Source organism: Colwellia chukchiensis (genome assembly GCF_002104455.1).
Lineage (GTDB): Bacteria > Pseudomonadota > Gammaproteobacteria > Enterobacterales > Alteromonadaceae > Cognaticolwellia > Cognaticolwellia chukchiensis.
Genome location: NZ_NBOC01000002.1, coordinates 88,574 through 111,887, shown reverse-complemented (window position 1 = coordinate 111,887; position 23,314 = coordinate 88,574). Strand labels below are relative to the sequence as shown.

At 43.0% G+C, this 23,314-nt stretch carries 25 protein-coding genes, 1 tRNA gene, 1 pseudogene and 1 riboswitch; of the genes and pseudogenes, 16 read left to right on the top strand and 11 right to left on the bottom strand.

The genetic code is table 11. From position 1 onward, the window contains the following. Nucleotides 1-20: 20 nt before the first annotated feature. Nucleotides 21-779 carry an alpha/beta fold hydrolase gene (locus B6K83_RS04025; protein WP_139175491.1) on the bottom strand — a complete coding sequence of 253 codons (759 nt, stop codon included), beginning with the start codon at nt 777-779 and terminating at the stop codon, nt 21-23. Nucleotides 780-809: 30 nt separating this feature from the next. Next, nucleotides 810-2,045: a molybdopterin molybdotransferase MoeA gene (gene moeA, locus B6K83_RS04020; protein WP_085283490.1), complete on the bottom strand. Its 1,236-nt coding sequence runs from the start codon at nt 2,043-2,045 to the stop codon at nt 810-812. A 255-nt stretch (nt 2,046-2,300) separates the two neighbouring features. After that, nucleotides 2,301-2,456, top strand: a riboswitch (molybdenum cofactor riboswitch). On the opposite strand from moeA, the gene moaA reads away from it, so the two are divergent. The 7 genes from moaA (at nt 2,443) to B6K83_RS03985 (ending at nt 8,058) form a co-directional block, all read left to right on the top strand. Then, complete coding sequence (gene moaA, locus B6K83_RS04015) at nt 2,443-3,414, top strand: GTP 3',8-cyclase MoaA (RefSeq protein ID WP_085283488.1); 972 nt, start codon at nt 2,443-2,445, stop codon at nt 3,412-3,414. Its footprint overlaps the riboswitch before it by 14 nt. Then, the gene (gene mobA / locus B6K83_RS04010) at nt 3,414-4,076 is read left to right on the top strand and encodes a molybdenum cofactor guanylyltransferase (protein WP_085283486.1); all 663 of its coding nucleotides are present in this window, start codon (nt 3,414-3,416) and stop codon (nt 4,074-4,076) included. Before moaA ends, mobA begins: the two co-directional genes overlap by 1 nt. Continuing rightward, nucleotides 4,069-4,602 (top strand): molybdenum cofactor biosynthesis protein B, encoded by a 534-nt coding sequence (gene moaB / locus B6K83_RS04005; RefSeq protein ID WP_085283484.1) that lies wholly within the window; start codon nt 4,069-4,071, stop codon nt 4,600-4,602. Before mobA ends, moaB begins: the two co-directional genes overlap by 8 nt. A 20-nt stretch (nt 4,603-4,622) precedes the next feature. Continuing rightward, on the top strand, nt 4,623-5,441 hold the full coding sequence (gene modA / locus B6K83_RS04000) for a molybdate ABC transporter substrate-binding protein (protein WP_085283482.1): 819 nt from the start codon (nt 4,623-4,625) through the stop codon (nt 5,439-5,441). Between the two features lies 1 nt (nt 5,442). Continuing rightward, on the top strand, nt 5,443-6,141 hold the full coding sequence (gene modB / locus B6K83_RS03995; protein WP_085283480.1) for a molybdate ABC transporter permease subunit: 699 nt from the start codon (nt 5,443-5,445) through the stop codon (nt 6,139-6,141). Next, nucleotides 6,138-7,319 carry a molybdenum ABC transporter ATP-binding protein gene (gene modC / locus B6K83_RS03990; RefSeq protein ID WP_085283478.1) on the top strand — a complete coding sequence of 394 codons (1,182 nt, stop codon included), beginning with the start codon at nt 6,138-6,140 and terminating at the stop codon, nt 7,317-7,319. The genes modB and modC overlap by 4 nt, the downstream gene beginning before the upstream one ends. After that, the gene (locus B6K83_RS03985) at nt 7,312-8,058 is read left to right on the top strand and encodes a HesA/MoeB/ThiF family protein (RefSeq protein ID WP_085283476.1); all 747 of its coding nucleotides are present in this window, start codon (nt 7,312-7,314) and stop codon (nt 8,056-8,058) included. Before modC ends, B6K83_RS03985 begins: the two co-directional genes overlap by 8 nt. A 105-nt stretch (nt 8,059-8,163) precedes the next feature. Here the strand turns inward: B6K83_RS03985 and rmf are convergent, their stop codons facing one another. Then, complete coding sequence (gene rmf, locus B6K83_RS03980) at nt 8,164-8,337, bottom strand: ribosome modulation factor (RefSeq protein ID WP_085283474.1); 174 nt, start codon at nt 8,335-8,337, stop codon at nt 8,164-8,166. Between the two features lie 265 nt (nt 8,338-8,602). Continuing rightward, the gene (locus B6K83_RS03975; RefSeq protein ID WP_085283472.1) at nt 8,603-8,824 is read right to left on the bottom strand and encodes a DUF3820 family protein; all 222 of its coding nucleotides are present in this window, start codon (nt 8,822-8,824) and stop codon (nt 8,603-8,605) included. A 252-nt stretch (nt 8,825-9,076) separates the two neighbouring features. Between B6K83_RS03975 and msrA the strand changes: the two genes are divergently transcribed. Beyond that, entirely contained in the window at nt 9,077-9,637 is a 561-nt protein-coding gene (gene msrA, locus B6K83_RS03970; protein WP_085283470.1) for a peptide-methionine (S)-S-oxide reductase MsrA, read from the top strand. A gap of 97 nt (nt 9,638-9,734) precedes the next feature. Here msrA and B6K83_RS03965 read toward each other — a convergent pair whose 3' ends face one another. Next, a complete protein-coding gene (locus B6K83_RS03965) occupies nt 9,735-10,580 on the bottom strand; it encodes a tetratricopeptide repeat protein (RefSeq protein WP_085283468.1) in 846 nt (281 codons plus the stop codon). Between the two features lie 165 nt (nt 10,581-10,745). Between B6K83_RS03965 and B6K83_RS03960 the strand changes: the two genes are divergently transcribed. Continuing rightward, nucleotides 10,746-11,354 carry a YdeI/OmpD-associated family protein gene (locus B6K83_RS03960; RefSeq protein WP_085283466.1) on the top strand — a complete coding sequence of 203 codons (609 nt, stop codon included), beginning with the start codon at nt 10,746-10,748 and terminating at the stop codon, nt 11,352-11,354. A 4-nt stretch (nt 11,355-11,358) separates the two neighbouring features. Here B6K83_RS03960 and B6K83_RS03955 read toward each other — a convergent pair whose 3' ends face one another. From B6K83_RS03955 to folB, 4 genes are all read right to left on the bottom strand, one after another. Beyond that, on the bottom strand, nt 11,359-12,513 hold the full coding sequence (locus tag B6K83_RS03955; RefSeq protein ID WP_085283464.1) for an acyl-CoA dehydrogenase family protein: 1,155 nt from the start codon (nt 12,511-12,513) through the stop codon (nt 11,359-11,361). A 143-nt stretch (nt 12,514-12,656) separates the two neighbouring features. Beyond that, a complete protein-coding gene (locus B6K83_RS03950) occupies nt 12,657-13,457 on the bottom strand; it encodes an undecaprenyl-diphosphate phosphatase (RefSeq protein ID WP_085283463.1) in 801 nt (266 codons plus the stop codon). Continuing rightward, nucleotides 13,454-13,969, bottom strand: coding sequence for a 2-amino-4-hydroxy-6-hydroxymethyldihydropteridine diphosphokinase (gene folK / locus B6K83_RS03945; protein ID WP_085283461.1), 516 nt, complete (start codon nt 13,967-13,969; stop codon nt 13,454-13,456). The genes B6K83_RS03950 and folK overlap by 4 nt, the downstream gene beginning before the upstream one ends. Continuing rightward, complete coding sequence (gene folB, locus B6K83_RS03940) at nt 13,969-14,340, bottom strand: dihydroneopterin aldolase (protein ID WP_085283459.1); 372 nt, start codon at nt 14,338-14,340, stop codon at nt 13,969-13,971. The genes folK and folB overlap by 1 nt, the downstream gene beginning before the upstream one ends. Nucleotides 14,341-14,556: 216 nt before the next feature. On the opposite strand from folB, the gene plsY reads away from it, so the two are divergent. Continuing rightward, the gene (gene plsY, locus B6K83_RS03935) at nt 14,557-15,147 is read left to right on the top strand and encodes a glycerol-3-phosphate 1-O-acyltransferase PlsY (RefSeq protein WP_085283457.1); all 591 of its coding nucleotides are present in this window, start codon (nt 14,557-14,559) and stop codon (nt 15,145-15,147) included. Nucleotides 15,148-15,158: 11 nt separating this feature from the next. Here plsY and tsaD read toward each other — a convergent pair whose 3' ends face one another. Then, nucleotides 15,159-16,208, bottom strand: coding sequence for a tRNA (adenosine(37)-N6)-threonylcarbamoyltransferase complex transferase subunit TsaD (tsaD, locus tag B6K83_RS03930; protein WP_085283455.1), 1,050 nt, complete (start codon nt 16,206-16,208; stop codon nt 15,159-15,161). 499 nt (nt 16,209-16,707) lie between these two features. Here tsaD and rpsU point away from each other — a divergent pair, with 499 nt between their 5' ends. From rpsU to B6K83_RS03905, 5 genes are all read left to right on the top strand, one after another. After that, complete coding sequence (gene rpsU / locus B6K83_RS03925) at nt 16,708-16,923, top strand: 30S ribosomal protein S21 (RefSeq protein WP_011045067.1); 216 nt, start codon at nt 16,708-16,710, stop codon at nt 16,921-16,923. Between the two features lie 57 nt (nt 16,924-16,980). After that, nucleotides 16,981-17,427 carry a GatB/YqeY domain-containing protein gene (locus B6K83_RS03920; protein WP_085283453.1) on the top strand — a complete coding sequence of 149 codons (447 nt, stop codon included), beginning with the start codon at nt 16,981-16,983 and terminating at the stop codon, nt 17,425-17,427. Nucleotides 17,428-17,582: 155 nt separating this feature from the next. Further along, a complete protein-coding gene (dnaG, locus tag B6K83_RS03915; protein WP_085283451.1) occupies nt 17,583-19,346 on the top strand; it encodes a DNA primase in 1,764 nt (587 codons plus the stop codon). 148 nt (nt 19,347-19,494) lie between these two features. Next, nucleotides 19,495-21,333, top strand: coding sequence for an RNA polymerase sigma factor RpoD (rpoD, locus tag B6K83_RS03910; protein ID WP_085283449.1), 1,839 nt, complete (start codon nt 19,495-19,497; stop codon nt 21,331-21,333). A gap of 538 nt (nt 21,334-21,871) precedes the next feature. Further along, a tRNA-Ile gene (locus tag B6K83_RS03905) sits at nt 21,872-21,948 on the top strand. 489 nt (nt 21,949-22,437) lie between these two features. On the opposite strand, the pseudogene B6K83_RS03900 reads toward B6K83_RS03905, so the two are convergent. Continuing rightward, nucleotides 22,438-22,689: pseudogene (locus tag B6K83_RS03900) on the bottom strand (IS110 family transposase); the annotation flags it as partial. Between the two features lie 117 nt (nt 22,690-22,806). Here B6K83_RS03900 and B6K83_RS03895 point away from each other — a divergent pair. Then, nucleotides 22,807-23,082, top strand: coding sequence for a hypothetical protein (locus B6K83_RS03895; protein WP_139175493.1), 276 nt, complete (start codon nt 22,807-22,809; stop codon nt 23,080-23,082). Nucleotides 23,083-23,314 lie beyond the last annotated feature (232 nt).

Below are 23,314 nucleotides of genomic sequence, written 5' to 3'. Positions count from 1 at the left end.
AACACAGCGTTGCGTGGTTTTTATTCTTGAGCAGAATTATTCAGCAAAATATCTGAGTCTGTGATTAGGCCATGCAGTACACTCGCTAGCGCCTGCGGTGCCTCTAATGGTAACATGTGGCCGGTATTCGCCACGTTAATCAGCTTCATATTATCTGTGCCAGCACAGGCTTTTTTTAGCTCAGCACTTACAACCAAATTATCGGCATCGCCAACCATAAAACTTATCGGCAAGTTCAATTTCGCTAACGCTGGCAATAAGTTCGGCCGCTGCACCGAAACAGCCAGTTGCTGTAATAACACCTTAACGCCAAGAGTTTGGTCCATGGCAATAATAGTTTGCTTGATCTCTTGGTAGCCATTGCTATTGAACTGTTGAATATCAGGGTGGAGTAAGTCATCCACCCGCTTTTTTGGGATACCCGCGTAACCCCGCTGTTTTATCCAAGCAAGGGTACGTTGGCGTTGCTTGATTTCCGCGCTTGGTAAGTTTTTAGGGCAATTTGATAGCACTAAAAGCTGTTTAAGCCGATCGCCAAGCCTTAACGCGATGGCACTGGCTAGGTAACCACCTAAAGAAAACCCCACTAATATTGCCTGCTCGGCAACCATGTTATTTGCCATGGCACGCACTATGTCATCCATGCTGCCAGAAGTGGGAATAACCAAAGGGATAAACTGTACATCTTCATGGCATTGTTGAGTCAGCAGCTGCCACGTGGGCAGCCACAAGTTTTGATCACACATAGTGCCTGGAATAAAATACAGCGTCTTTGCCAACTTGTTACCTAGTTATTTCAGATTGATTATTTAAGAGAAAAAGCGCTCAAACAAGCGCACATCAACCGTTTCACCGGCGAGCACCTTGCCTTGTTCAGCCGCTAATACAATATAACAATTTGCCGCGGCAATACTGGTTAAAATACCTGAGCCTTGGCTGCCGGTGCTAGAAACTGTTAACTCACCATTGCTGTCTTGAGACAATATGCCACGCTGAAAATCCATACGTCCTGGCGACTTTCTTAAATCACTACTACATTTTGCTTTTAAGGTGATTGCTGGGGCAGCATGACAATGTTGCAGTTTCATTAAGGCTGGCATGGCCAATAAATCAGCCGTTACCATAGCGGAAACCGGATTACCCGGTAAGCCAAAAAATATACTATTGGGTAGCTTGCCAAAGGCAAAAGGCTTGCCCGGTTTCATGGCTATTTTCCAAAAGCCAACTTCACCAATTTGCTCCAGAACCAATTTGGTATAGTCAGCATCTCCAACCGAAACACCGCCAGAGGAAATAACGGCATCTGCTTGCTCGTCAGCCTGTAAAAAGGCTTTTTTGATGGCACTTTCATCATCAATAATAACGCCAAAGTTGATTACCTCGACATTAAGGTTTTTTAACATGCCTGCTAAGGCATAACTGTTACTTTCAAAAATATCGCCTTCGCTTAATGGCTCTCCTAATGCTTTTAACTCATCACCAGTGGCAATTAACGCCACCTTGAGTTTGCGAAACACCTGCAGCTGATTAATTCCCAAGGACGCTAAAACGCCAAGATCAATGGCAGATAAACGCCGACCTTTGGCAAACACAACTTGCCCTTGTTTAATATCTTCACCTGCATAACGTACGTTCGCACCAACTTTAGGCTGAGCCAAAAACTCTACCTTATCATCCGAAACGGCACAGTTTTCTTGCATTTGCACGGTATCACAACCCGCCGGCATTTTTGCTCCGGTCATAATACGGATACATTGCCCCGCTTGGCAGTCGCCTTGAAAGGGCTGACCTGCCATGGATCGGCCAACTAAATGCAAGCTATCTTGCTCGGCTAAGCTTGCCTGTGCAAACGCATAGCCATCCATTGCAGAATTGTTATGTGGCGGCACATTAATCGGGCTACTCAGGTCTGACGATAAAATCCGACCCAAGCCCTCTGACAGGGTGATCGTTTCAGTATCGGTAATCGGCTCGATCGCCGCAAGCATAGTTTCTAACGCTTGCTGAAAAGGCATTAACCCAGGGGCGGAACAACAATCAACCATAATAAACGCTTCCAATTTAATTTGTGTTTTGAATTCTCTTGCTATGTGAACGGCGGCAATGAAGCGCTATTTTGCGCTTATTCACCTGCACTGCAAAAAATTTATTTTTTATTACAAGCTGCTAACATAACTAAGGTCTTTAACTATTATATTGACACTAATCATACTATCCTTGGATTATATGATATAAAATACGAAATCATAAGAGTCAGTTGAACTTAGCTCGCGAGCCATCGCTTTCGAAACAACCTCAACCGACAAAATTTTCGCCGAGCTATCTTAGCTAAATTTGAGCATTAGGTTCAGACATGCTGCTATAGCCGCAAACCCATTGAAAATGCGCGTTTGCCAGGGTTAACAAGGAAACTTGTTTGCCTCCCGACATTGGAAAGGTGACATGTTAACAGACAACTTCGGACGCAAGTTTTATTACTTGCGCCTATCTATTACTGACGTATGCAATTTCCGTTGTAACTATTGTTTACCCGACGGCTATCAATGTGATCACGATAGAAAATTCCTCACTCTGCCTGAAATTAGCCGTATAGCGATGGCATTTTCACAACTGGGCACTGAAAAAATTCGTATCACCGGCGGTGAGCCTTCGCTGCGCAAAGACCTGCCAGAAATTATTACACAATGTAAGCAAACGCCAGGCATTAAAAAAGTTGCCATCACGAGTAACGGCTACAAGCTACCTGAACACTTACCCGCTTGGCTCGATGCCGGCATTGATGCCATCAACATCAGCATAGACAGCTTAGATCCGAGACAATTTCACGCCATTACCGGTCATGACAAGCTCAACCATATTCTTAAAGGCGTTGATATGGCGCTGGCAGCGGGCAATACCGAGATTAAAATTAATACCGTGTTAATGCGCGAATACAATGGCTATGACATTGCCAGTTATCTGGCTTGGTTAAAAGACACCCCGGTTACCTTGCGCTTTATTGAATTAATGCAAACCGGTGATAACCAAGCGTTTTTTGATGCCCAGCATGTGCAAGGCTCTCGGATAAAGCAAAATCTGATCTTAGATGGCTGGCTACCTGTGATTAACGGCAAAGCGGCTGGGCCGGCACAAGAGTTTTACCACCCAGAGTATGCCGGAAAAATTGGCTTAATCATGCCTTATTCGAAAGACTTTTGTCACAGCTGTAACCGCTTACGGATCAGCTCTTTAGGTAAGTTGCATTTATGTTTATTTACTGAGCAAGGCTTATCATTAAAAGACTATTTACAAAGTGACGATGTCGAGCCGTTAAAAGCGGCGATCACAGCCATGATGACAGATAAAAAACAAACCCACTTTTTACATGAAAAACTTACCGGTGCCACGAAAAACTTGGCCATGTTGGGTGGTTAATGAACGTAGCAACACCTGTATTACAATCCTGCTTAGGGGTGGTGTTGGCTGGGGGTAAGTCCTCGCGTATGGGGCAAAACAAAGCCAAATTGCAACGCCATAACCAAGACATGCTCAGCTATAGTAAGTCAGTACTAACTGGCGCTGGCTGCTCGCAGGTGGTGGTCAGTGGTGGTGAGCATGGTATTGACGATCTTGTGGCAAACCTGGGTCCCTTGGGCGGCATTCAAAGTATTATTAGCCAGTGTCAACCACAAGCATTATTAATTTTACCCGTTGATTTACCGCTTATGACAGCTACTGAACTTAGCGCCTTAAAACAAGCCGGTGAACTAAGCCAACGCGCCTGTTATTTTAATGACCATTACCTGCCGTTATATTTACCGGTAAATGCATTCGTAGCGCAATTTTTTCAACAGCGGCTAACACAAGCGTTAAACAAAACGGTTGCGAGAAACAATCACGCTCCATCAAGAGCCAACGGCGAACTAGGCAAGCAAAAACGTAATTTATCGGGCCCATCGGTGCGCAGTTTATTGGCGCAAGTGCCTCACACTGTTTTGGCGCCTAAAAACAGCCAAACCTTATTTAACACTAACACGCCTGAGCAATGGCAGCAGGCAACCCATTTATTATCTTTGCAAAGGAAATCTCATGTCTAGCAATTCCTCTATTCACTGCGGCGACGCATTCGTAGCACTTAATATCGCAGTCTTAACCGTGTCTGATACCCGAGAAGAGCATAACGATACTTCAGGGCAAGCACTGGTTGAACGTTTACAAGCCGCCGGTCATCACTTAGCGGCAAAAGCAATTTCAAAAGACGATGTTTACCAACTACGCGCTGTGGTATCACAATGGATCGCAGATGAGAATATACAAGTGATCTTAACTACAGGTGGCACAGGTTTTACCGCCAGAGACAACACCCCTGAAGCGCTACTGCCGTTATTTGACAAAAACATTGAAGGCTTTGGCGAAGTATTTCGCACTATTTCGTTAGCAGAAATTGGCACCTCGACTATTCAATCGCGCGCCTTTGGCGGCATGGCCAATGGCACCGTTATTTTATCTGTGCCTGGGTCAACAAACGCCTGTAAAACCGCATGGGACAAATTAATTGCCGAGCAGCTTGATGCTAGCCATCGCCCATGTAACTTTGTACCCCACCTTAACCTAAGTAACTGAAAAAACAATCGCTAGTTGCTATGACCACTTTATTGTCTCTGTTATCTACAATACGCGCTCGCTTGCTAGCCGCGCTCTGCATAACGGCGCTGCTACTGCCCACACCTCAGCTAAGCGCCATTGAGCAATCACAGCAAAGTAAGCCCTTACGCATTGCGGTAGCAGCCAACTTTGCCGCCACATTAGAGCTGTTAATGGCTGACTTACCCAATAAAGACCAGTTTCAGCTGCAAATTATCAGCGCGGCAACTGGCACCATTTATCAACAAATAAAACATGGCGCGCCGTTTGATATATTTTTATCTGCCGACGCCTTACGTCCTGAGCTGCTAGAAAGAGCAGGTTTGATCTTAGCCGATAGCCGAAAAACCTATGCTTACGGGCAAATTGCTTTATGGTCAGCCACCGACCGCATTGACAGCTTTGCCGTGCTTGATAATTATCATCAACATTTCGCCATTGCCAATCCTGACACTGCACCCTATGGCAAAGCGGCGCAACAAGCCTTAATGCATTTATCACGTTGGCAACCGCTTAAAGCCCAGTTGATCACCGGCATCAATATCAGCCAAACGTTTCAACAAGTGCGCAGTCAGGCAGTACCACTGGGTATAGTGGCGTATAGTCAGTTGCTGATGAACAACTATCAAGGCTTGCTGATCCCAACGTCTTATTATCAACCGATTGCCCAGCAATTAGTGATCTTAAAATCAAGCCAACAGCAGGCGCTTGCCGAAAAAATTACCGCCTTTATTTTACAAGCCAATAGCCAAGAAAAACTGCAACAACTAGGCTACTTGCCAGCCAACACCCAAGTTGCTATTGAGGGCCATCATTGATATGACAGATCTGTCTGCTGATTTACTGGCACTGACCACAACCTTAAAAATGGCCGCCATCTCCACCATTATTTTACTGGTGTTAGGCACACCACTAGCCTGGTACTTAGCAAAGTGGCAAAGCCGCTGGAAAGTGTTTTTCGAAGCCATTGTTGCCTTGCCTTTAGTATTGCCGCCAACTGTGTTGGGCTTTTATTTACTATTGGCGTTTTCACCAAACGCGTTACCAGGCCAACTTTGGCAAAGCGCCACCGGCAACCAATTAGCTTTTAGTTTTAGCGCCATTGTCATCGGCTCAATACTCTACTCCTTACCTTTTGTGGTTCAGCCATTACAAAAAGCTTTTGAGCAGCTTGGCGAGCAACAACTTGAAGCCGCCGCTATGTTAGGCGCGGGGCCCATAGATAGGTTTTTTACTGTGGTGTTACCGTTAACCAAAGCCAGCTTTGTTACTGCAACCGTATTAGGTTTTGCCCATACCGTTGGTGAATTTGGCGTGGTATTAATGATAGGTGGCAATATTCCCGGTGAAACGCGAGTGTTATCAATCGCCTTATTCGACCATGTGGAAGCTTTTAACTATACCAATGCTCATATCCTGTCAGCTGGGTTGCTAATTGCCTCATTAGTGCTGTTATCACTGGTGTATTTATTAGGCAATAATGCCGATAAAAAAACACGCAGAGCGAAAAAGTCATGACTATGAGTTTGGCAAGTAAAAGTCTGCAACATCAAACCAGTGATCAAGCAGCGGCACTGGCACAGCTACAATTGACGCTTCAGTTGCGCTTTGAAAGTATCACCCTAGACGTTGAGCAAACGCTTGGCATAACCGGTATTACCGGTATTTACGGACCTTCTGGCTCAGGTAAATCAACTTTGCTGCGAGTTATTGCGGGACTAGAGCAACGCGCAACTGGCCAAGTCTCATTAAGTGAACGCCAATTACAAGATAGCGATACCAAGCTGTTTGTTAAACCAGAAAGAAGACAGGTTGGCTTGGTCTTTCAAGACAGTCGCTTATTTCCCCATTTGACGGTTTACCAAAACCTAGCCTATGGTGCAAAGCGGCAAAAGCATCGGCAATTAAGCATAGCAAACATATTATCGTTAACACAGTTAACCGCGATGCAGCATCAAAACGTTAATCAGTTATCTGGCGGTGAAAAACAACGTGTTTCTATTGCTCGTGCTTTACTGGCCGAGCCAAAATTACTGCTGTTGGACGAACCCTTTAGCGCCTTAGATAAAAACACTAAATCGCAGATGTTAACCATAGTAAAAAATATTCAACAACAAATGAAGCTTCCAATGCTTTATGTCAGCCATAGCTTAAGTGAATTACAATATATTGCTGATCAGCTCGTAACGGTAAATGCTGGTAAAATCAGTCCGTCGGTGACAATTCATCGAGCCATTGATGACTTAAACAGTCGCGGCGAAATTAACCCACTAACCAGTATCTCAGCCACGGTCGCTGAGCATCTGGTCGAGTATGGTTTAAGCCGGTTACAGTTAGCAACAGCTGAAAGTCTAACGCAAAGCATTTACTTACCGCTACTTGAAGCACAGGAAAACTCCCCCTTAATCGGTCAACAGCTACCCTGCATTATTTACGCGCGCGATATTAGTATCAGCACCACCAAACCCGAGCACAGCTCAATTGTCAATCATCTATCAGCCACCATCACCGCCATACACTATCGACATCGTCATGCGTTAGTGACCTTAAAAGTCGCCGAGCAAGTGTTTTACGCCCAAATCAGCTTATGGTCTGCAAAACGTATGGCACTTGCCGTTGAGCACAACGTCTATCTGCAATTTAAGGCCAACGCGGTGCATAGTTATCATTATACGGAGCCCTCTATCAATGCTTAGTCCGCAAGAGCAAATACGCTATAGTCGTCAAACCATGTTAAAAGGCATAGGCAATCAAGGCCAACAAGCAATAAAAAATGCTCGAGTTTTAATTATTGGTCTGGGTGGCTTAGGTAATCCTGTCAGCTTGTACTTAAATGCCGCAGGCGTTGGCACGATTTATCTTGTTGATGGCGACCAAATTGAGCTCTCTAACTTACATCGGCAGATACAATTTAGTGAACAAGATATTGGCGCCAACAAAGCAGACATAAGCGCAGAGAAGTTGCAGCAACTCAATGACAATACCAATATTGAAGTGCTGGATGAAATGCTCGATGATGAGCTTGCCGATTACTATCTGCCCTTAGTTGACTTAGTACTTGACTGCACCGATAACATCAACAGCCGCTACCTGATCAACCGTAAATGTATTGAGCATAAGAAACCGCTGATTATTGGCGCAGCAACCGGCTTTGACGGTCAACACCTGTTCGTAGACCCTAATTGTGCCGACAGTGCCTGTTACCAATGCTTGTTTCCTAGCGACAAAAAAGCGCCGGTTAATAACTGTCAAAGCATCGGAATTTTAGGCCCAGTACTGGGTATCATTGGTGGCATGCAAGCCTTACAAGCACTGAAACTTTTAACCGGAAACCCTGTTGCCACAAACCAACTGCACATGTTTGATGGTTTAACGAACAGCTGGCAAAAGTTTTCTTTGAAAAAGCAAGCAACATGCCCCGTTTGTGCGGGCTAACATTGACCATAGCTTTTGGCTCGTTTAGTGTTTGAACGCGGGGTTTAGATTCGCAACCGATTGACAAAATAAAAGCCCTCTACCTTGAGGGCTTTGGGTTAACAATTATTTAAATAATCCCATATTTTTATCGGTTAACGCTTCTCGCCAACCGCCTAGCCATTCTGACTTGGCATTGGTATTTTGGTAGGGACAATTTTCTTTGGTTCGGCCACTAAGTCCTGCTTGATAGCCATTAGAATAGGCTCTACCTAATTTATCTCTTTTCTGTCTTCTCATGCATAACACCTCAACGCTTATTTAGTAAATAAGTATATGAAATTATTGCTAATAAGTTTATTTAGCGCGTCAAGTAATGCCAGTAGCATTGCCTTGAACACCATTAATTTAAGAACAAGATAGTGCGAAATGCAAGCGGCTAAAAGGCGATTTTAATCGCCAATATTAAAGCCATATTTAAATCAAATTGTTAGCACACATTAGGAATAATGATTTCTATAATTCACCATTATCATTGCCGCCTTGTCGATGACAATTACGGCAATTAAGACTTAAGCAACGGCCTTAACATCTCTTCTAAACCGTTAAGTTTAACTTCATAAATTAGTGCTAATTGCTCACCCAGTTTACCTTCAGGAAAACCCTTAGCGTGAAACCAGACTAAATAAGGCTCGGGTAACTGTAATAGCTTGCGACCGGCATATTTACCAAACGGCATTACTTGATTGATGGCGGCAATTAAGTGGTCATTATTGGCTGGATTCATAATCCTCCTGTGCGAAAACGCGCGTTAATTAAGGGGATGCTATCTGATGGCGATTAAATTACAGATTATCGTTAACTGCGTCAGTATATTGCGCTTGCCTTGGTTTGCAAAGCACTTAACCAAGCTAGCAGACAACTGCAAAAACATATAGACATCTAAATGGCTAAGTGTTACCTTAATAATCGAAACACTAATAGACGTCTAAACGTCTTTTAAATTAATGAGATGATAGCAAATAGAAGGACGAAAAAAATGAGCTTAGAAACCATTACCTTAGGGGCCGGCTGTTTTTGGTGTGTAGAAAATATATTTGCCCGTATCAAAGGCGTGGTTTCCGTCATCAGTGGTTATGCGGACGGCAATATTGCCGAGCCTAGCTATCAGCAAGTGTGTCAAGGGCTTGGCGATTATGCCGAAGTGGTACAAATTACCTTTGCGCCAAACCAAATTACACTCGAGCAATTATTAACCGTATTTTTTGCTATACACGATGCTAGCTCTTTGGATCGTCAAGGTGATGATATCGGTCGTCAATATCGCTCAACTATTTTATACCACCACCCTGAGCAGCAACTCATTGCCGAGCGCTTAATTGCGCAATTAAGCGCTGAGCAAAGCTTTGAGCAGCCAATAGTGACCTTAGTCAAAGCTGTTAACAATTTTTACCGCGCCGAAGACTACCATCAAGACTATGTAAGCAATAACCCCGAAAACCAGTATTGTCAGCTAGTGGTGGCAAAGAAAATTGCCAAGTTTTTGCAAGAGTTTCCACATTTATTGGCGGCCGAAAACGCATTAGCTCCTGTGGCTTAAAACGAGGTAGCCACCAAAAAAGGCAGCAACTTACTCAGTTGATGCCTTTTGTTTTTTACGGCGTTAATAATGCATACGCAAACTAAGTTTAGCGCCATTAATACATCAAAGTATAAAGTTTACGTCGGTACTGGCTTGCCAATGCATCACCATCAGGTAATGATTTTAATACATCCAACAATAAATCTTTACTGGTGGTGTCGGCACCGTCTTTTTGCACTAACTGAAATAATATCGCTAAGGCATCCTCATTGCGATTAACCTGGCTATACTGTGCCGCTAATTTATGTTGCAAGGCAATATTTTCTGGGTCGGCTTTTAGCTCTTGTTCGAGTGCTTGAATTTCCGGTGAGTCTGCTGCTTGCGCGGCAAGCTCAAGTTTCGCCATGAGTGACTTGTACTCGCTGTCTTGATCGATCATTTTAATGCTATTAAGTAAGGTTTCTGCGTCAGCAATCTTACCGGTTTGAATATAAACATTGGCGAGCACCAACTTAATATCTGCCCGCTCACTGTCAAGCTGATAGGCTTGGTTGATGATCGGAAATGCCGCTGCGATGTTATTTTCTGCCACCAAGGCTTGTGCTTGCGCCAACAAAAGATCTTGCGGTTTGGGTAAATATTTCGTTAAAAACTCATCAATTGACTCATCGGTTTGCGGGCCGCTTAAGCCATCAAGTGGTTGACCATCTTTGACCAAAACCGCTGTGGGTAAGCCCTGAATACCAAATTGTTGCGCAATCTGACCTTGGCTTTCACAGTCAACAGTCGCAAACACCATAGTGTCACTATGATTGGCAAGTGCAGTTGCCAATTTATCGCGCAATTCAACACTTTCTGGAATGCTTTGTGCCCAGAAGCCGACCAACACCAGTTGGTTTTTTGATTGTTCAAGAATAACCTGTTGAAAGTTTTCTAAGGTGATCGCAAGAGAATTTGTCATCAATGCCGTCCCAATAATAAAGTAATATGCTTTTATTTGGGGGCAAACAGCAAAGATACAAGCAACGAGGCAAATTATTTATTATGCTCAATAGTTAAATGCCAATAACCGTAACACCGAACGTCACGACGTTAATTTGTCGCTGGCGTTAGTAATGGAGCTAATATGTCAAAAAACACTGCCGTTGATGAATATATCAATTCAAAGCCGCCATTTGCCCAAGAAATTTTACGCCAGTTGCGCACGGTTATACACAGCGCTTCGCCAGCGTTAACAGAAACCATTAAGTGGCGTCAGCCGTGTTTTGAACAACATGGCGTAGTGTGCGCGATGGCCGCCTTTAAGCACCATGTCAGTTTGTCATTCTTTAAAGGCAAGTTAATCAACGATAGTGCCGGCATTTTTGCCGACAGCGACAACAACGAGTTAACATCACTAAAGTTTAACCGCCTTGCTTATGTGCCAGAGCAAGCACTGCTGATCGACTATATACAACAAGCGATTGCCATTAATAATGACAGCACGGTGAAAAAAACCTCCAACGCCAGAAAAGATAAAAGCACCTTAATCATCCCAGAAGATTTAGCGCAAGCGCTCGCCAAAGCGCCTAAAGCCTATGCGGTTTTTCACGACTTTAGCTACTCCAAACAAAAAGACTATATTGATTGGCTGAACACGGCAAAGCGCGACGCAACCCGCAACTCGCGCCTAACCACTACATTACAATGGCTCAGTGAAGGTAAAGCGCGTAACTGGAAGTATGAAAACTGCTAGCCAGTTAGATATTTTGCAGTAGCTCGCGCGCAATGATCACTTTTTGAATTTCGCTAGTGCCTTCATAAATCGAGGTAACCCTAACATCGCGCGCTAAACGCTCAAGCGGGTACTCTTTAATATAGCCGGCCCCACCCATGAGCTGCAGCGCATCATAACAGGCTTTATTGGCATGCTCGGTTGCAAATAACTTTGCCATTGACGCGGCCATGCCAAAAGGTTGCCCTTGCTCTTTAGTATAAGCGGCTTGCATTAACAATAAACGCGCCGCCTCCATTTCGGTATAACGCTCGGCAAGTTGCCATTGTAATCCCTGAAAATTCGACAGTGCTTGGCCAAATTGCTTACGCTCAACAATATGTGCTTTGGCATAATCAAGCGCTGCCAGACCAACACCTAACGCTAGCGAGCCAATACCTATTCGACCGCCTGCCAGTTCACCAACCGCAACCGCAAAACCCTTATTTTCAGCGCCCATTAGCGCTGAAGCAGGCACGCGACAGTTATCAAAATGCACCTCATTGGTGGGCGAAGCTTTTTGGCCCATTTTCTCTTCTGCTTTGCCGATAGTAATACCGGCGGTATCTGCTTCAACAATAAAGCAAGATATGCCCTTGCCTTTTTTCGCGCTAGGATCTGTTACTGCCCAAACCACAAACACATCGGCAAATGAACCACTGGTGATATACAGCTTACTGCCATTAATGACATAGTCATCACCGTCTTTTACCGCTTGGGTTTTCATACCCGCCGGATCAGAGCCAGCGGTGGCTTCAGTTAAACAAAAGCCACCAGCACGGTATTCGCCGCTGCAAAGTTTAGGTAAGTATTTGCGCTTTTGCGCTTCATTACCAACCGCTTGGATCACTTCTGCCACCATGTTCGTCACCGAGGTGGTGACCGCCGTTGAGGCACAAGCTCGGGCTATTTCAGTGATCGCTAAACTAAAGGCAACACTACCGGCTTCGACACCGCCATATTCTGCTTTAATATTTAAGCCCATAAAACCAAGCTCAGTTAATTGCGCTAAGTTCTTTAAAAACAAGGTTTGGTCCCTAGTGTCATCAAGTTGCGCGGCAACGGGTGCTAATTCACTTTCAGCAAACTTGCGCGCCATATCTTGGATCATTATTTGTTCTTCTGTTAACGACAAATCCATTAAATCTCTCACTTTTTATCACTGAATGTCTAAAACCCTACCGCTGAAAACACGCGGTTAAAATCAACCTTTGCAAGCTTGCGATAGGTCTCTATAGCAAAAACGCGCCAATGCGCGCTTAAAAATTAAAAATATTGTAGCAATTATCCAAGCACAAACCAAAGTAGACCAGCGCCTAATAACAAACGGTAAACAACAAAAGGCATCATGCCAACTTTACCCACTAAAATGAGAAAGTAATGAATACAGGCATAGGCACTAACAAATGCTAATACACTCCCTAGCCCCATGGCTGACCAGTCAACTGCCTGTGCTTCTAACGCTAACTTTAAGGTGAGGTAACTGCCCGCCATCGCAATGGCAGGAATTGATAATAAAAACGAAAAACGTGCGGCATTTTCTCTGCTTAAGCCTAACATCAAGCCAATAGTCATGGTGATACCTGAACGTGAGGTACCTGGAATAAGCGCTAGCGCCTGAGCAAGGCCGATTAACATAGCACCTTTAAAGCCAAGCTTTTCAATACTGACATTTTGTTTTGCTTTAATATCGGCAAAGCCCAATAACACACCAAATAAGAGCGTAGTGCCAGCAATCACTAGGGCACTGCGAAAGTGGGCTTCGATAAAGTCTTTACCAAATAAACCAAATAATCCTGCGGGTATGGTGGCGAAAATAATCCACCAAGCTAGCTGACCATCAAAGTTATCTCGCTGACCTTTTAACGTGTTAAACCAAGCTATAGCCATATTGGCAACTTCTTGGCGAAAATACAGCACAACCGCTAACAAGGTACCTACATGAACAGCAACATCAAACGCCAAACCCTGATCTTGCCAGCCCAATATTGCTGACGGTAAAATCAAGTGCGCTGAACTCGAGATCGGTAAAAACTCGGTTAACCCTTGAATGATGGCTAAGATAAAAACTTCTACTGTGCTCATTTTAGCGTTACTTCCTTATTTTTTCTGGCCCATGTTAAAGGCACCTTGGTTAATTGTTGCTGGCTTTTATCATATGCTTGCCAGAGTTGCTGATAACTTTTCCCTAATATGGGGTGCACTAACTGCGGTGCAACCTCGGCTAATGGCCACAAAACGAAGGCATTTTGGGTAATTTCATCTCGGGGAATTTGTGCGGGCGCATCGGCAATAATTTGATCGTACAGTAATAAGTCCAAATCTAAAGTGCGCGGACTGAATTTTTTAGCGTTTTGACAGCGACCGTTGGCAAACTCTATGGTGCGCAAAGCGCTCGCGACTTGGCTTAATGTGTGCTCTGTCTGAGCTCCAACCACCATGTTATAAAACGCCTTACCGGCAAAGCCCACCGCTGCGCTCTCGAATAACGACGAAAGTGTTAAAGGCCCATATAACGCTGTTAAAGCATCAAGCCCCTGCTCTATATAATGCTGGCGATTAATATTACTGCCAAGCGATATATATATTTTTGCCATTAGCGCTGCTGGCCGGTCAAAGGTTGACCACGTTCAATTTCAACTCCAACGGTACTGGCATTATGTACCGCATGAGGTTTCATTAACTTTAACCGCAGCCAAGGAATATGGTATTTGGCCATTAAAAAAGCGGCAATACGCTCGGCTAGGGTTTCAATTAAGTCTACGGGGTTGGCGTTGGCGAACTCAACTATTGCCTCTGAGATTTCTGCATAATCCAGTGTTTTGCTTAAGTCATCATTTTCCGCCGCTGGCGCTATTTGCCAACCCATGGCTAAATCTATAACTAACGTTTGCTTTATTTCTTTTTCCCACGCATAAAAACCTATTGTTGCTTGAAAAGTTAACCCTTCGATATAGACTTTATCCACTCTATGATCCTTAGCTTGCGCTGTTATATTCTACCGTTGTGATGATGCCAGTAGCAGCAAATATTTATTACTTTTATAAAATAAATGGCGAGTTTACCTGTGCAGGTCTAGAAAAACTAGTAATCATCACGCTACAATGACAAAAAAACACCTCTGCATGAATGTTACGCTTGCGCTAAGCGCTGTCGTTAAAAGGAACGAAATATCACGAGTTTACTGCTGACGCTAATCATGGTTATTTTGGCTTACTTGATGGGTTCAATTTCTAGTGCCATTTTACTTTGTAAACTCTTTAAGCTACCTGATCCGCGCAGCACAGGCTCAAAAAACCCCGGTGCCACCAATGTGTTACGCATCAGCAATAAGTATATCGCCAGTTGTGTATTGTTGTTTGACATCCTCAAAGGAACATTACCGGTTTGGAGCAGCTACTTTCTGGGGCTAGAGCCAGTTTCGCTTGGTATTGTCGCGGTTGCCGCCTGTTTAGGACATATGTATCCGATATTTTTTAATTTTAATGGCGGTAAAGCGGTAGCCACGGCTTTTGGCGTGCTACTTCCCATAGGGTTAGATTTAGGGGGCTTGTTGGTACTAACTTGGATTTTTGTCGCTAAAGCAACACGCTATTCAAGTTTAGCCGCCATAGTCACTGTGGCTATGGCGCCTTTGTATACTTGGTTGCTTAAGCCCATTTATGTTTACCCGGTTTTAATGTTGTCTGGCTTAATTATATTTCGTCACAAAGACAACATTATTCGGCTACTGCAAGGTAAAGAAAGTAAGATTTCTTTTTCTAAAAAGTTGTAAGCGAGCTAACTTTATACCGGCGCTAAGGTATCTAACGGCCAACGGGGTTTAGCTTTAAAACTGAGATCTGTATCTACCCCTGCTTTTAATCGCTGCAGCCCCGCATAAGCAATCATAGCGCCATTATCAGTACAAAACTCAGGGCGCGGATAAAACACTTCACCGCCTAGTTTTTTCGTTATCTGCGCCAGTTTCTCTCTTAAGGCACTATTGGCACTGACCCCACCGGCAATCACTAATCGGTTTAATTGGCATTGTTTTAATGCCCGTTTGCATTTAATGGCCAATGTATCAACCACAGCTTCTTGAAAAGCATAGGCAATATCCGCTTTTACTTGGCTAACTTGTGCAGGTGTTAATTGCTCGGTTATTTCTTGTCGTATGGTATTGGCGGCTGAGGTTTTTAAGCCGCTAAAGCTAAAATCTAAGCCCGGTCTGTCCGTCATTGGTCGCGGAAACTTATAACGTCCTTTACGACCCGTTTCAGCCATTTTTGCCAATACAGGGCCACCAGGATAATCAAGACCAAGTAACTTTGCTGTTTTATCAAATGCTTCACCAGCGGCGTCGTCAACCGACTCACCAAGTAATTGATACTGACCAATGCCATCAACACGCACCAACATGGTATGCCCCCCCGATACCAATAAGGCAACGAAAGGAAAATCAGGTACGTTATCTTCTAACATCGGCGCTAATAAGTGTCCTTCCATATGATGCACAGGCACCGCAGGTAAGTTCCAGCCATACGCTAAACTGCGACCAATAGAGCAACCCACCAATAAGGCGCCAACTAAACCTGGTCCTGCCGTATACGCAACACCGTCTAAATCTGCCGGTGTCAACTTAGCTTCAGCTAATACTTCTTTAATTAACGGAATGGTTTTACGGACATGATCACGGGATGCTAGCTCTGGTACCACACCGCCATAATCTGCATGTACTGCAATTTGGCTATATAGTCGATGCGCCACTATGCCAGCGGGTAAATCTGCCATACCATCATCATAAATTGCGATACCGGTTTCATCGCAAGAGGTTTCAATACCTAAAATTCGCATCGTTTTATATCTACCTAGCCGTTTATCAAACATTTCATTAACACAGACAGTGGTAGCACTTACTGCACCCACTAAAGAACTGCCGAGAGTTTACAGGTGCAGACAACAAGTTTCAATTTTTAGTCTGCCGCTCGCAAAGCCTATTTAGTAGCGCGTCCCCTAAGTACACCACCTTAGCGAGCCAAAGCTAAAGCTCGAAAAAACAACGCAAGCTGTTATTGCTGTTAGCTAATATTATTGTCCGCTAACCACTTAACCAAGCAAGCTGCTAGAACACGAATAAATTTCTATATTATTCATTATGTTAATAAGCTTATAAAAAACAAATAAGCGACAATCGCGCTAATAATGTCAACTATAGTGTATTACTGCTTTACATCACTAGGGTGTTCGCATTAGAATACGGCACCAATTTTTGAATAGAGCGGGTGAAGATGAGGCTATTTAGCTGAAATCAGACACCGATTTATATAGATATATAACTAAGGTAAAACATTACATGCCAGTAATTAAAGTAAGAGAAAACGAACCATTTGACGTAGCATTACGTCGTTTCAAACGTTCATGTGAAAAAGCAGGTATCCTTTCTGAAGTTCGTCGTCGCGAATCTTATGAAAAGCCAACTTGGGAACGTAAGCGCAAAAAAGCAGCCGCTGTTAAACGTGCCGCTAAAAAAGTTTCTCGTGAGAACGCTCGTCGCGTTCGCATGTACTAAGATACCTTAGTTACATCTAAGCTAACTAAGTCCACTTAAGCGAAAGTTAATCACATTATGAGTTTACTTAGTCAACTTAATGATGAAATGAAAAGTGCTATGCGCGCCAAAGACAAATTACGTCTTGGCGTTATCCGCATGGCACTATCAGCAATAAAGCAAGCCGAAATAGACCACAACACCGAAGCAACCGATGAAAATATCATTGCCTTGTTAACCAAAATGGTCAAACAACGCAAAGAATCCATCAAAATGTTTACTGACGGTGGTCGCGATGAGTTAGCCGCAAAAGAAGCGGTTGAAGTCGAGGTGATTGCAAGCTTTCTACCCCAACCGCTAAAAGCTGAAGAAATTCAGCAATTGATCACTAAAGCCATTACCGATGCAGGTGCCAGTTCAATGGCGGATATGGGTAAAGTTATGGCGATATTAAAACCCTTAATGCAAGGTAAAGCAGATATGGGCGCAGTCAGCGGTCAAGTCAGAGCTATTTTAAATAGTTAAATAAGCTTACTTTTAAACCTGAGTGTTTATGCTGAATGTGAAACCGCGATAGCCTTAGCCTCGCGGTTTTATTTTTACTAACGTTTCAAAAAATTGACTATTTTTAGCAAGTTTATTGTGTAAAATAGTGTTTTATCTGGATGTAAACATACTTTATGGCAGGCATGATCCCTCGACAGTTTATTGATGATTTGTTGGCTCGCGCTGATATTGTCGAACTCATTGATTCTCGAGTGCCACTAAAAAAAGCCGGCAAGAACTACCAAGCTTGCTGCCCATTTCATACCGAAAAATCTCCCTCGTTTAGTGTTAGCCAAGATAAACAATTTTATCACTGCTTTGGCTGTGGCGAACACGGTAATGCCATTTCATTTTTAATGGAATTTGACCGTTTAGAGTTTCCAGACGCTGTCGAAGAACTCGCCGCTCATTACAATATGGATGTGCCAAGAGAGCAAACAAATCGCTCGCCTGCCCAGCAAAAACAAGCGCAACAAGCCTATCTGCAAAAGCAAGACGACTATGAGTTAATGCTACAAATTAGCCGCTTTTATCAGCAGCAATTAAAAGTAGCGGTTGATAAGGATAATGCCATAGCGTATTTAAAAGGCCGCGGCTTAAGTGGTGAGATCGTCAAGCGCTTTGGCATAGGCTATATCAGCGACACTTGGGAGGGCATGATGAAAGTGTTTGGCGGTAATGGCGAAACAAATCAACAACTTGTTGACTTAGGCATGGCAATTCAAGGTGATAAAAATAAGCCTTATGATAGATTTCGTGGCCGTATTCAGTTTCCCATTCGTGATAAACGCGGCCGTGTTGTTGGCTTTGGCGGGCGCGTACTCAGCGATGGAACGCCAAAATACTTAAACTCGCCGGAAACAAGAATTTACCATAAAGGTCAAGAGTTATATGGTCTTTATGAAGCCAAACAAGCCAATAAACAGTTAACACGTTTAGTGGTGGTAGAAGGTTATATGGATGTGGTAGCACTGGCTCAACATGGCGTTGATTACGCCGTTGCAGCCCTTGGCACAGCCACCACCCCAGAACAACTTCAAACCTTATTTAGAACCGTAAAAGAAGTCATTTGTTGTTATGATGGAGATCGCGCTGGCCGTGATGCTGCTTGGCGCGCCATGGATAATGCCTTACCACTCATACAAGATGGCTACAGCTTAAAGTTTGTTTTTTTACCTGATGGTGAAGACCCTGACTCTTTGATCCGAGAACAAGGCCAAGCAGCCTTTGAAGCGATGCTAAATACGGCTACCCCTTTATCGCAATTTTTATTTGATCACTTACTCTCGCAAATTGACATGAGCTCACCGGAAGGCAAAGGCGCTGCCATTGGCGCCTTTCAGCCTTATTTAGCTAAGCTCCCCGATAGCAACCTTAAAGACGCTTTAGTAACTAAACTCGCGAACCAATTTGGTGCAAGTAACGAGTTACAATTAAAAAAATTACAAGCAAGCTTCACGCATGTTACTAGCCCAAAAGCAGCGATCAAACGTCCAAAAATCACACCAGTGCGACTTGCTATTGCATTATTACTTGAGCATCCCCATATAGTAGAAATATTACCGGACCCAAGCATCTTAAAAGATTTAAATTTGCCAGGGATTCCTCTACTTAATTCGTTATTAAGCTTGTGTAAACAAAACCCTAAGGTGAGTGGCGCACAATTAATAGAACACTTTAGAGGTCAAGAAGCCGGCAAGCAATTAACTAAACTCATGTGTTTAGAGCATCATGTACAAGCCGAAAACGCGGAAGACACTTTTCTTGATATAATTGAAAATTTTTTGAATAAATTTTTAGAAAATCGTTCCAACGAATTATTAGAAAAACAACGCAGCGTCGGATTAACTAAAGCTGAAATGGGCGAGCTACACGGCCTATTAAGTGAACAGAAATAATGAAAAAAATTTGTCGCGAAATATAAATTTTCGCATAGTATTAACAAACACAGCCGCAGTTTAGCACTGGTAATTTAGTAAACATTTCGCTATAATTTCCGGCTTACTGTTGTATTTTTGATAGCCATAAATAGGTGGACACTCGTCAATGGATCAAGCCCCACAATCTAGACTTAAAGAGTTAATAACCAAAGGTAAAGAGCAAGGTTATTTAACTTTTGCAGAAGTTAACGATCATCTCCCTCAGGATATTATCGATTCCGATCAAGTTGAAGACATCATTCGAATGATTAACGACATGGGTATTCAGGTGTTTGAAAACGCACCGGATAACGACACGTTAATGATGAGTGAAGCCAATACTGATGAAGACGCTGCAGAAGCTGCGGCGCAAGCACTTGCCACGGTTGAAAGCGAAATTGGCCGCACCACTGACCCTGTGCGTATGTACATGCGTGAAATGGGTACGGTGGAGCTGCTGACGCGTAAAGGCGAAATTGTTATCGCCAAACGTATCGAAGAAGGTATCAAAGAAGTGCAACGCAGCGTTTCTGAATACCCGCCAGCCATTAATTACTTGCTTGAACAGTGGGATAACTTTGAAGCTGAAGAAGTACGTTTAAGTGATATCGTTGTTGGTTTCTTAGATCCAGACGCAATCGATGAAGAGATCCCTGCTGCAGCAACTCATATCGGCTCAGAGTTATCTAAAGAAGATTTAGCGGATGAAGACGAGACCGATGAAGACGATGATGAAGAAGAAATAGACACGGGTCCTTGTCCTGAAGAAGCCCGTGAAAAATTTACTGCCTTGCGCGAAGCCTATGAGCATGCCAATAGCGTCATCAAAGCTAAAGGTCGCGGCCATGCAGATGCTCAAGCAGCAATTGACGCCTTAGCAGAAGTATTTAAAGAATTTAGAATTGTACCGAAAGTATTCGACCGCTTAGTGAAAAACATGCGCAGTGTCATGGACAGGTTACGAGTGCAAGAGCGCTTAATCATGAAGCACTGTGTCGTTGGTGCCGGTATGCCCAAAACCACTTTCATCAAAATATTTCCAGGCAATGAAACCTCGAAAGACTGGTTTGATGAACAAAAAGCCGCTGGTTTACCACATTCGAAAAAAATGGCCGATATCGAATTGGACGTTGAGCGCTGTATCTACAAATTGAACATGTTAGAGGAAGAAACCTACCTTAATGTGCACGGCATAAAAGACATTAACCGTCGTATGTCGATCGGTGAAGCGAAAGCTCGCCGCGCGAAAAAAGAAATGGTGGAAGCTAACTTACGTTTGGTTATCTCAATTGCGAAAAAATACACCAACCGTGGCTTACAATTCTTGGATCTCATTCAAGAAGGTAACATTGGTTTGATGAAAGCGGTTGATAAATTCGAATACCGTCGTGGCTATAAGTTTTCTACTTATGCAACCTGGTGGATCCGTCAAGCTATTACCCGCTCAATTGCCGATCAGGCGCGTACTATACGAATCCCTGTACACATGATAGAAACGATTAACAAACTTAATCGTATTTCTCGTCAAATGTTACAAGAAATGGGCCGCGAGCCAACACCTGAAGAATTAGCTGAACGCATGATCATGCCGGAAGATAAAATTCGTAAAGTGTTGAAAATCGCTAAAGAGCCGATTTCAATGGAAACACCTATTGGTGATGACGAAGACTCGCACTTAGGTGACTTTATTGAAGACGGTAGCGGTGAGTTACCCGTTGACTCTGCCACGTCAGAAAACTTAAAAGATGCGACGCATGAAGTATTAGCAGGCTTAACGGCCCGTGAAGCAAAAGTATTGAGAATGCGCTTTGGTATCGATATGAACACTGATCATACTTTAGAAGAGGTAGGCAAACAGTTTGATGTAACACGCGAACGTATTCGTCAAATTGAAGCTAAAGCGTTACGCAAGTTACGCCACCCTTCGCGCTCTGAGCAGCTTAAGAGTTTCTTAGATGGTGAATAAGCCACATTAGCATAGCGCTAATTGGCCAGTGAAAAATCCAGCATAAGCTGGATTTTTTGTTTTCTATCGCATGCAAATTTAATTACGCAGCTATGTCCGCTATGTTCTCAATACTGGCCCAATATCGACAGTGTTAGGACAATGCTAGTTAGCTTTAATCAGTCTAGAGTCGCATAAGCTTCAAATGACAAAAAAAGCCGCCAAAGATTACGTTTTTAGCCCTACAAACTTTAACTCAACAAAGGGTAAGAAACAGCGCTCACTCACTATGCACACGTTAACGCCTAACTTACTACTAGCACATAGCCTTACCTATAAAATGGCGACACCAAGGCACCTATACTCATCCGTAACAAGTTTCAATAACCCATAACCTAAGCGACTTTCGCAGCGATATGCATTAATCGCTCAACTATTGAACTATCAGCCTGATTTATTAAATTAATTAGCATTATAGTGGTGACAACAAAATAAAAAATGCTTATACTTCCCGCCGCTTGGAAAACCTTTCTAGGTTGTCGATAGCAAAAATTCAAATGGCCCCTTAGCTCAGTTGGTTAGAGCACCCGACTCATAATCGGTAGGTCCCCCGTTCAAGTCGGGGAGGGGCCACCACTCCTAACAAACCTTTCAATGTAATTAACCACTTACATATAACCTTTAAAAAATTCCTTTGTAGCAAATTTGTAGCTTAATCTAGAAAAATTCAACTCATCGTATTTAATAATAAATATCTGCCTTATCGGGCGTCTGAAGCGACATTAAGCATAATATTATAGATAACCTACACATTAGCCCTATTTCAAACAAATAAACTGATGCTTGGTTATACGCACAAACCGCTTAATAAAATAACAATAAAATTAAGCACTATAAAGACGACAAGATAGCTATTATCTGGCTTTTTGTGTAGACGTTTTTTGGTCACCAAAACCTAAGTAAACGCTTAAATTTTATTAGCATAAACACAGCGTACAGAGGAAACTCTTTTCGGTTCATTATCAAAGTGTTAACTTCCTCTATCTGGAGTAATTGGCAAAATTTAACCTACCCCATTTATTTTCAAATAGCTTCAGTATCTTTAGCATCACTCCTTTCGATTTATCGATACGGGAGCACAAATTTAGACGCCATAATGCGAAAAACATGACCTATTTTGGTAAATTCCCGTGTCCAATAGTGTGCGCCTGAGCTTGCTTTCATGCCATTAATACAAGGCGGCAGTTAAGTTATGTCTACTAACAGCTTGTTTATTTTAATAGTTTTACGTAGTTAACACTTGTCATATTCATCCATACCGTGAATACTAAAAACAAGTTTGGCTAAACCAATGCCAACAGCTTTAATTAAAGTCATATGAACTCTCCTTTAATTGAATGTTTTAGCGCCTTTCAATTTGGCACATAGATGCTGTTTGGTAAAGGGAGTTCATATCATTCGTTATACTTATCAAAAGGTACATATGGAGTTTGTATGCTTTTCAGAAACACAATAAAAATAATGGCCATATCTTTATTACTTTCATTAAGTGGTTGTTCCACAACTAAATCGTCACATATTACCTGTGATTTTATCGCAGGTGCCGCAGGGAATGCGATTGAGCGACATGACAATAAAGGTGGCAGTGATATGCATGGTAACATTGTTAGACGTAATGAAAATTCAGATTTCTTGGAAGGTGTTTTAAACATTATTGGCGGTATGCTCACTAGAGCTGTTAACGATAAAGAAACTGAGCTGTGTACATAACACATTTGGTCCTTATTCCCGTCAATAAACAGTCGATGAGCCATTAAGTAAACGTTTGTCGGTTTAGCATACGCTACTAGTATTCAAGCAAGGTAACTCAGTGTCAGTGCAATATTTTAAAGTATGATAGAAATAGCCAAAACAAAGTAGTCTCATAGCTCTTATTTATCTGCTCAAGCCTTTAAAATAACTGAGTAACCCGAACCTGACATATAAATATGCTACTTTAAGA

Bases quoted from the DNA above. Each gene is read 5' to 3' on its own strand.
- moeA (WP_085283490.1), bottom strand. From the start codon at position 2,045: ATGGTTGATTGTTGTTCCGCCCCTGGGTTAATGCCTTTTCAGCAAGCG.
- moaA (WP_085283488.1), top strand. From the start codon at position 2,443: ATGTTAACAGACAACTTCGGACGCAAGTTTTATTACTTGCGCCTATCT.
- mobA (WP_085283486.1), top strand. From the start codon at position 3,414: ATGAACGTAGCAACACCTGTATTACAATCCTGCTTAGGGGTGGTGTTG.
- moaB (WP_085283484.1), top strand. From the start codon at position 4,069: ATGTCTAGCAATTCCTCTATTCACTGCGGCGACGCATTCGTAGCACTT.
- modA (WP_085283482.1), top strand. From the start codon at position 4,623: ATGACCACTTTATTGTCTCTGTTATCTACAATACGCGCTCGCTTGCTA.
- modB (WP_085283480.1), top strand. From the start codon at position 5,443: ATGACAGATCTGTCTGCTGATTTACTGGCACTGACCACAACCTTAAAA.
- modC (WP_085283478.1), top strand. From the start codon at position 6,138: ATGACTATGAGTTTGGCAAGTAAAAGTCTGCAACATCAAACCAGTGAT.
- B6K83_RS03985 (WP_085283476.1), top strand. From the start codon at position 7,312: ATGCTTAGTCCGCAAGAGCAAATACGCTATAGTCGTCAAACCATGTTA.
- rmf (WP_085283474.1), bottom strand. From the start codon at position 8,337: ATGAGAAGACAGAAAAGAGATAAATTAGGTAGAGCCTATTCTAATGGC.
- B6K83_RS03975 (WP_085283472.1), bottom strand. From the start codon at position 8,824: ATGAATCCAGCCAATAATGACCACTTAATTGCCGCCATCAATCAAGTA.
- msrA (WP_085283470.1), top strand. From the start codon at position 9,077: ATGAGCTTAGAAACCATTACCTTAGGGGCCGGCTGTTTTTGGTGTGTA.
- B6K83_RS03965 (WP_085283468.1), bottom strand. From the start codon at position 10,580: ATGACAAATTCTCTTGCGATCACCTTAGAAAACTTTCAACAGGTTATT.
- B6K83_RS03960 (WP_085283466.1), top strand. From the start codon at position 10,746: ATGTCAAAAAACACTGCCGTTGATGAATATATCAATTCAAAGCCGCCA.
- B6K83_RS03955 (WP_085283464.1), bottom strand. From the start codon at position 12,513: ATGGATTTGTCGTTAACAGAAGAACAAATAATGATCCAAGATATGGCG.
- B6K83_RS03950 (WP_085283463.1), bottom strand. From the start codon at position 13,457: ATGAGCACAGTAGAAGTTTTTATCTTAGCCATCATTCAAGGGTTAACC.
- folK (WP_085283461.1), bottom strand. From the start codon at position 13,969: ATGGCAAAAATATATATATCGCTTGGCAGTAATATTAATCGCCAGCAT.
- tsaD (WP_085283455.1), bottom strand. From the start codon at position 16,208: ATGCGAATTTTAGGTATTGAAACCTCTTGCGATGAAACCGGTATCGCA.
- rpsU (WP_011045067.1), top strand. From the start codon at position 16,708: ATGCCAGTAATTAAAGTAAGAGAAAACGAACCATTTGACGTAGCATTA.
- B6K83_RS03920 (WP_085283453.1), top strand. From the start codon at position 16,981: ATGAGTTTACTTAGTCAACTTAATGATGAAATGAAAAGTGCTATGCGC.
- dnaG (WP_085283451.1), top strand. From the start codon at position 17,583: ATGGCAGGCATGATCCCTCGACAGTTTATTGATGATTTGTTGGCTCGC.
- rpoD (WP_085283449.1), top strand. From the start codon at position 19,495: ATGGATCAAGCCCCACAATCTAGACTTAAAGAGTTAATAACCAAAGGT.
- B6K83_RS03895 (WP_139175493.1), top strand. From the start codon at position 22,807: ATGCTTTTCAGAAACACAATAAAAATAATGGCCATATCTTTATTACTT.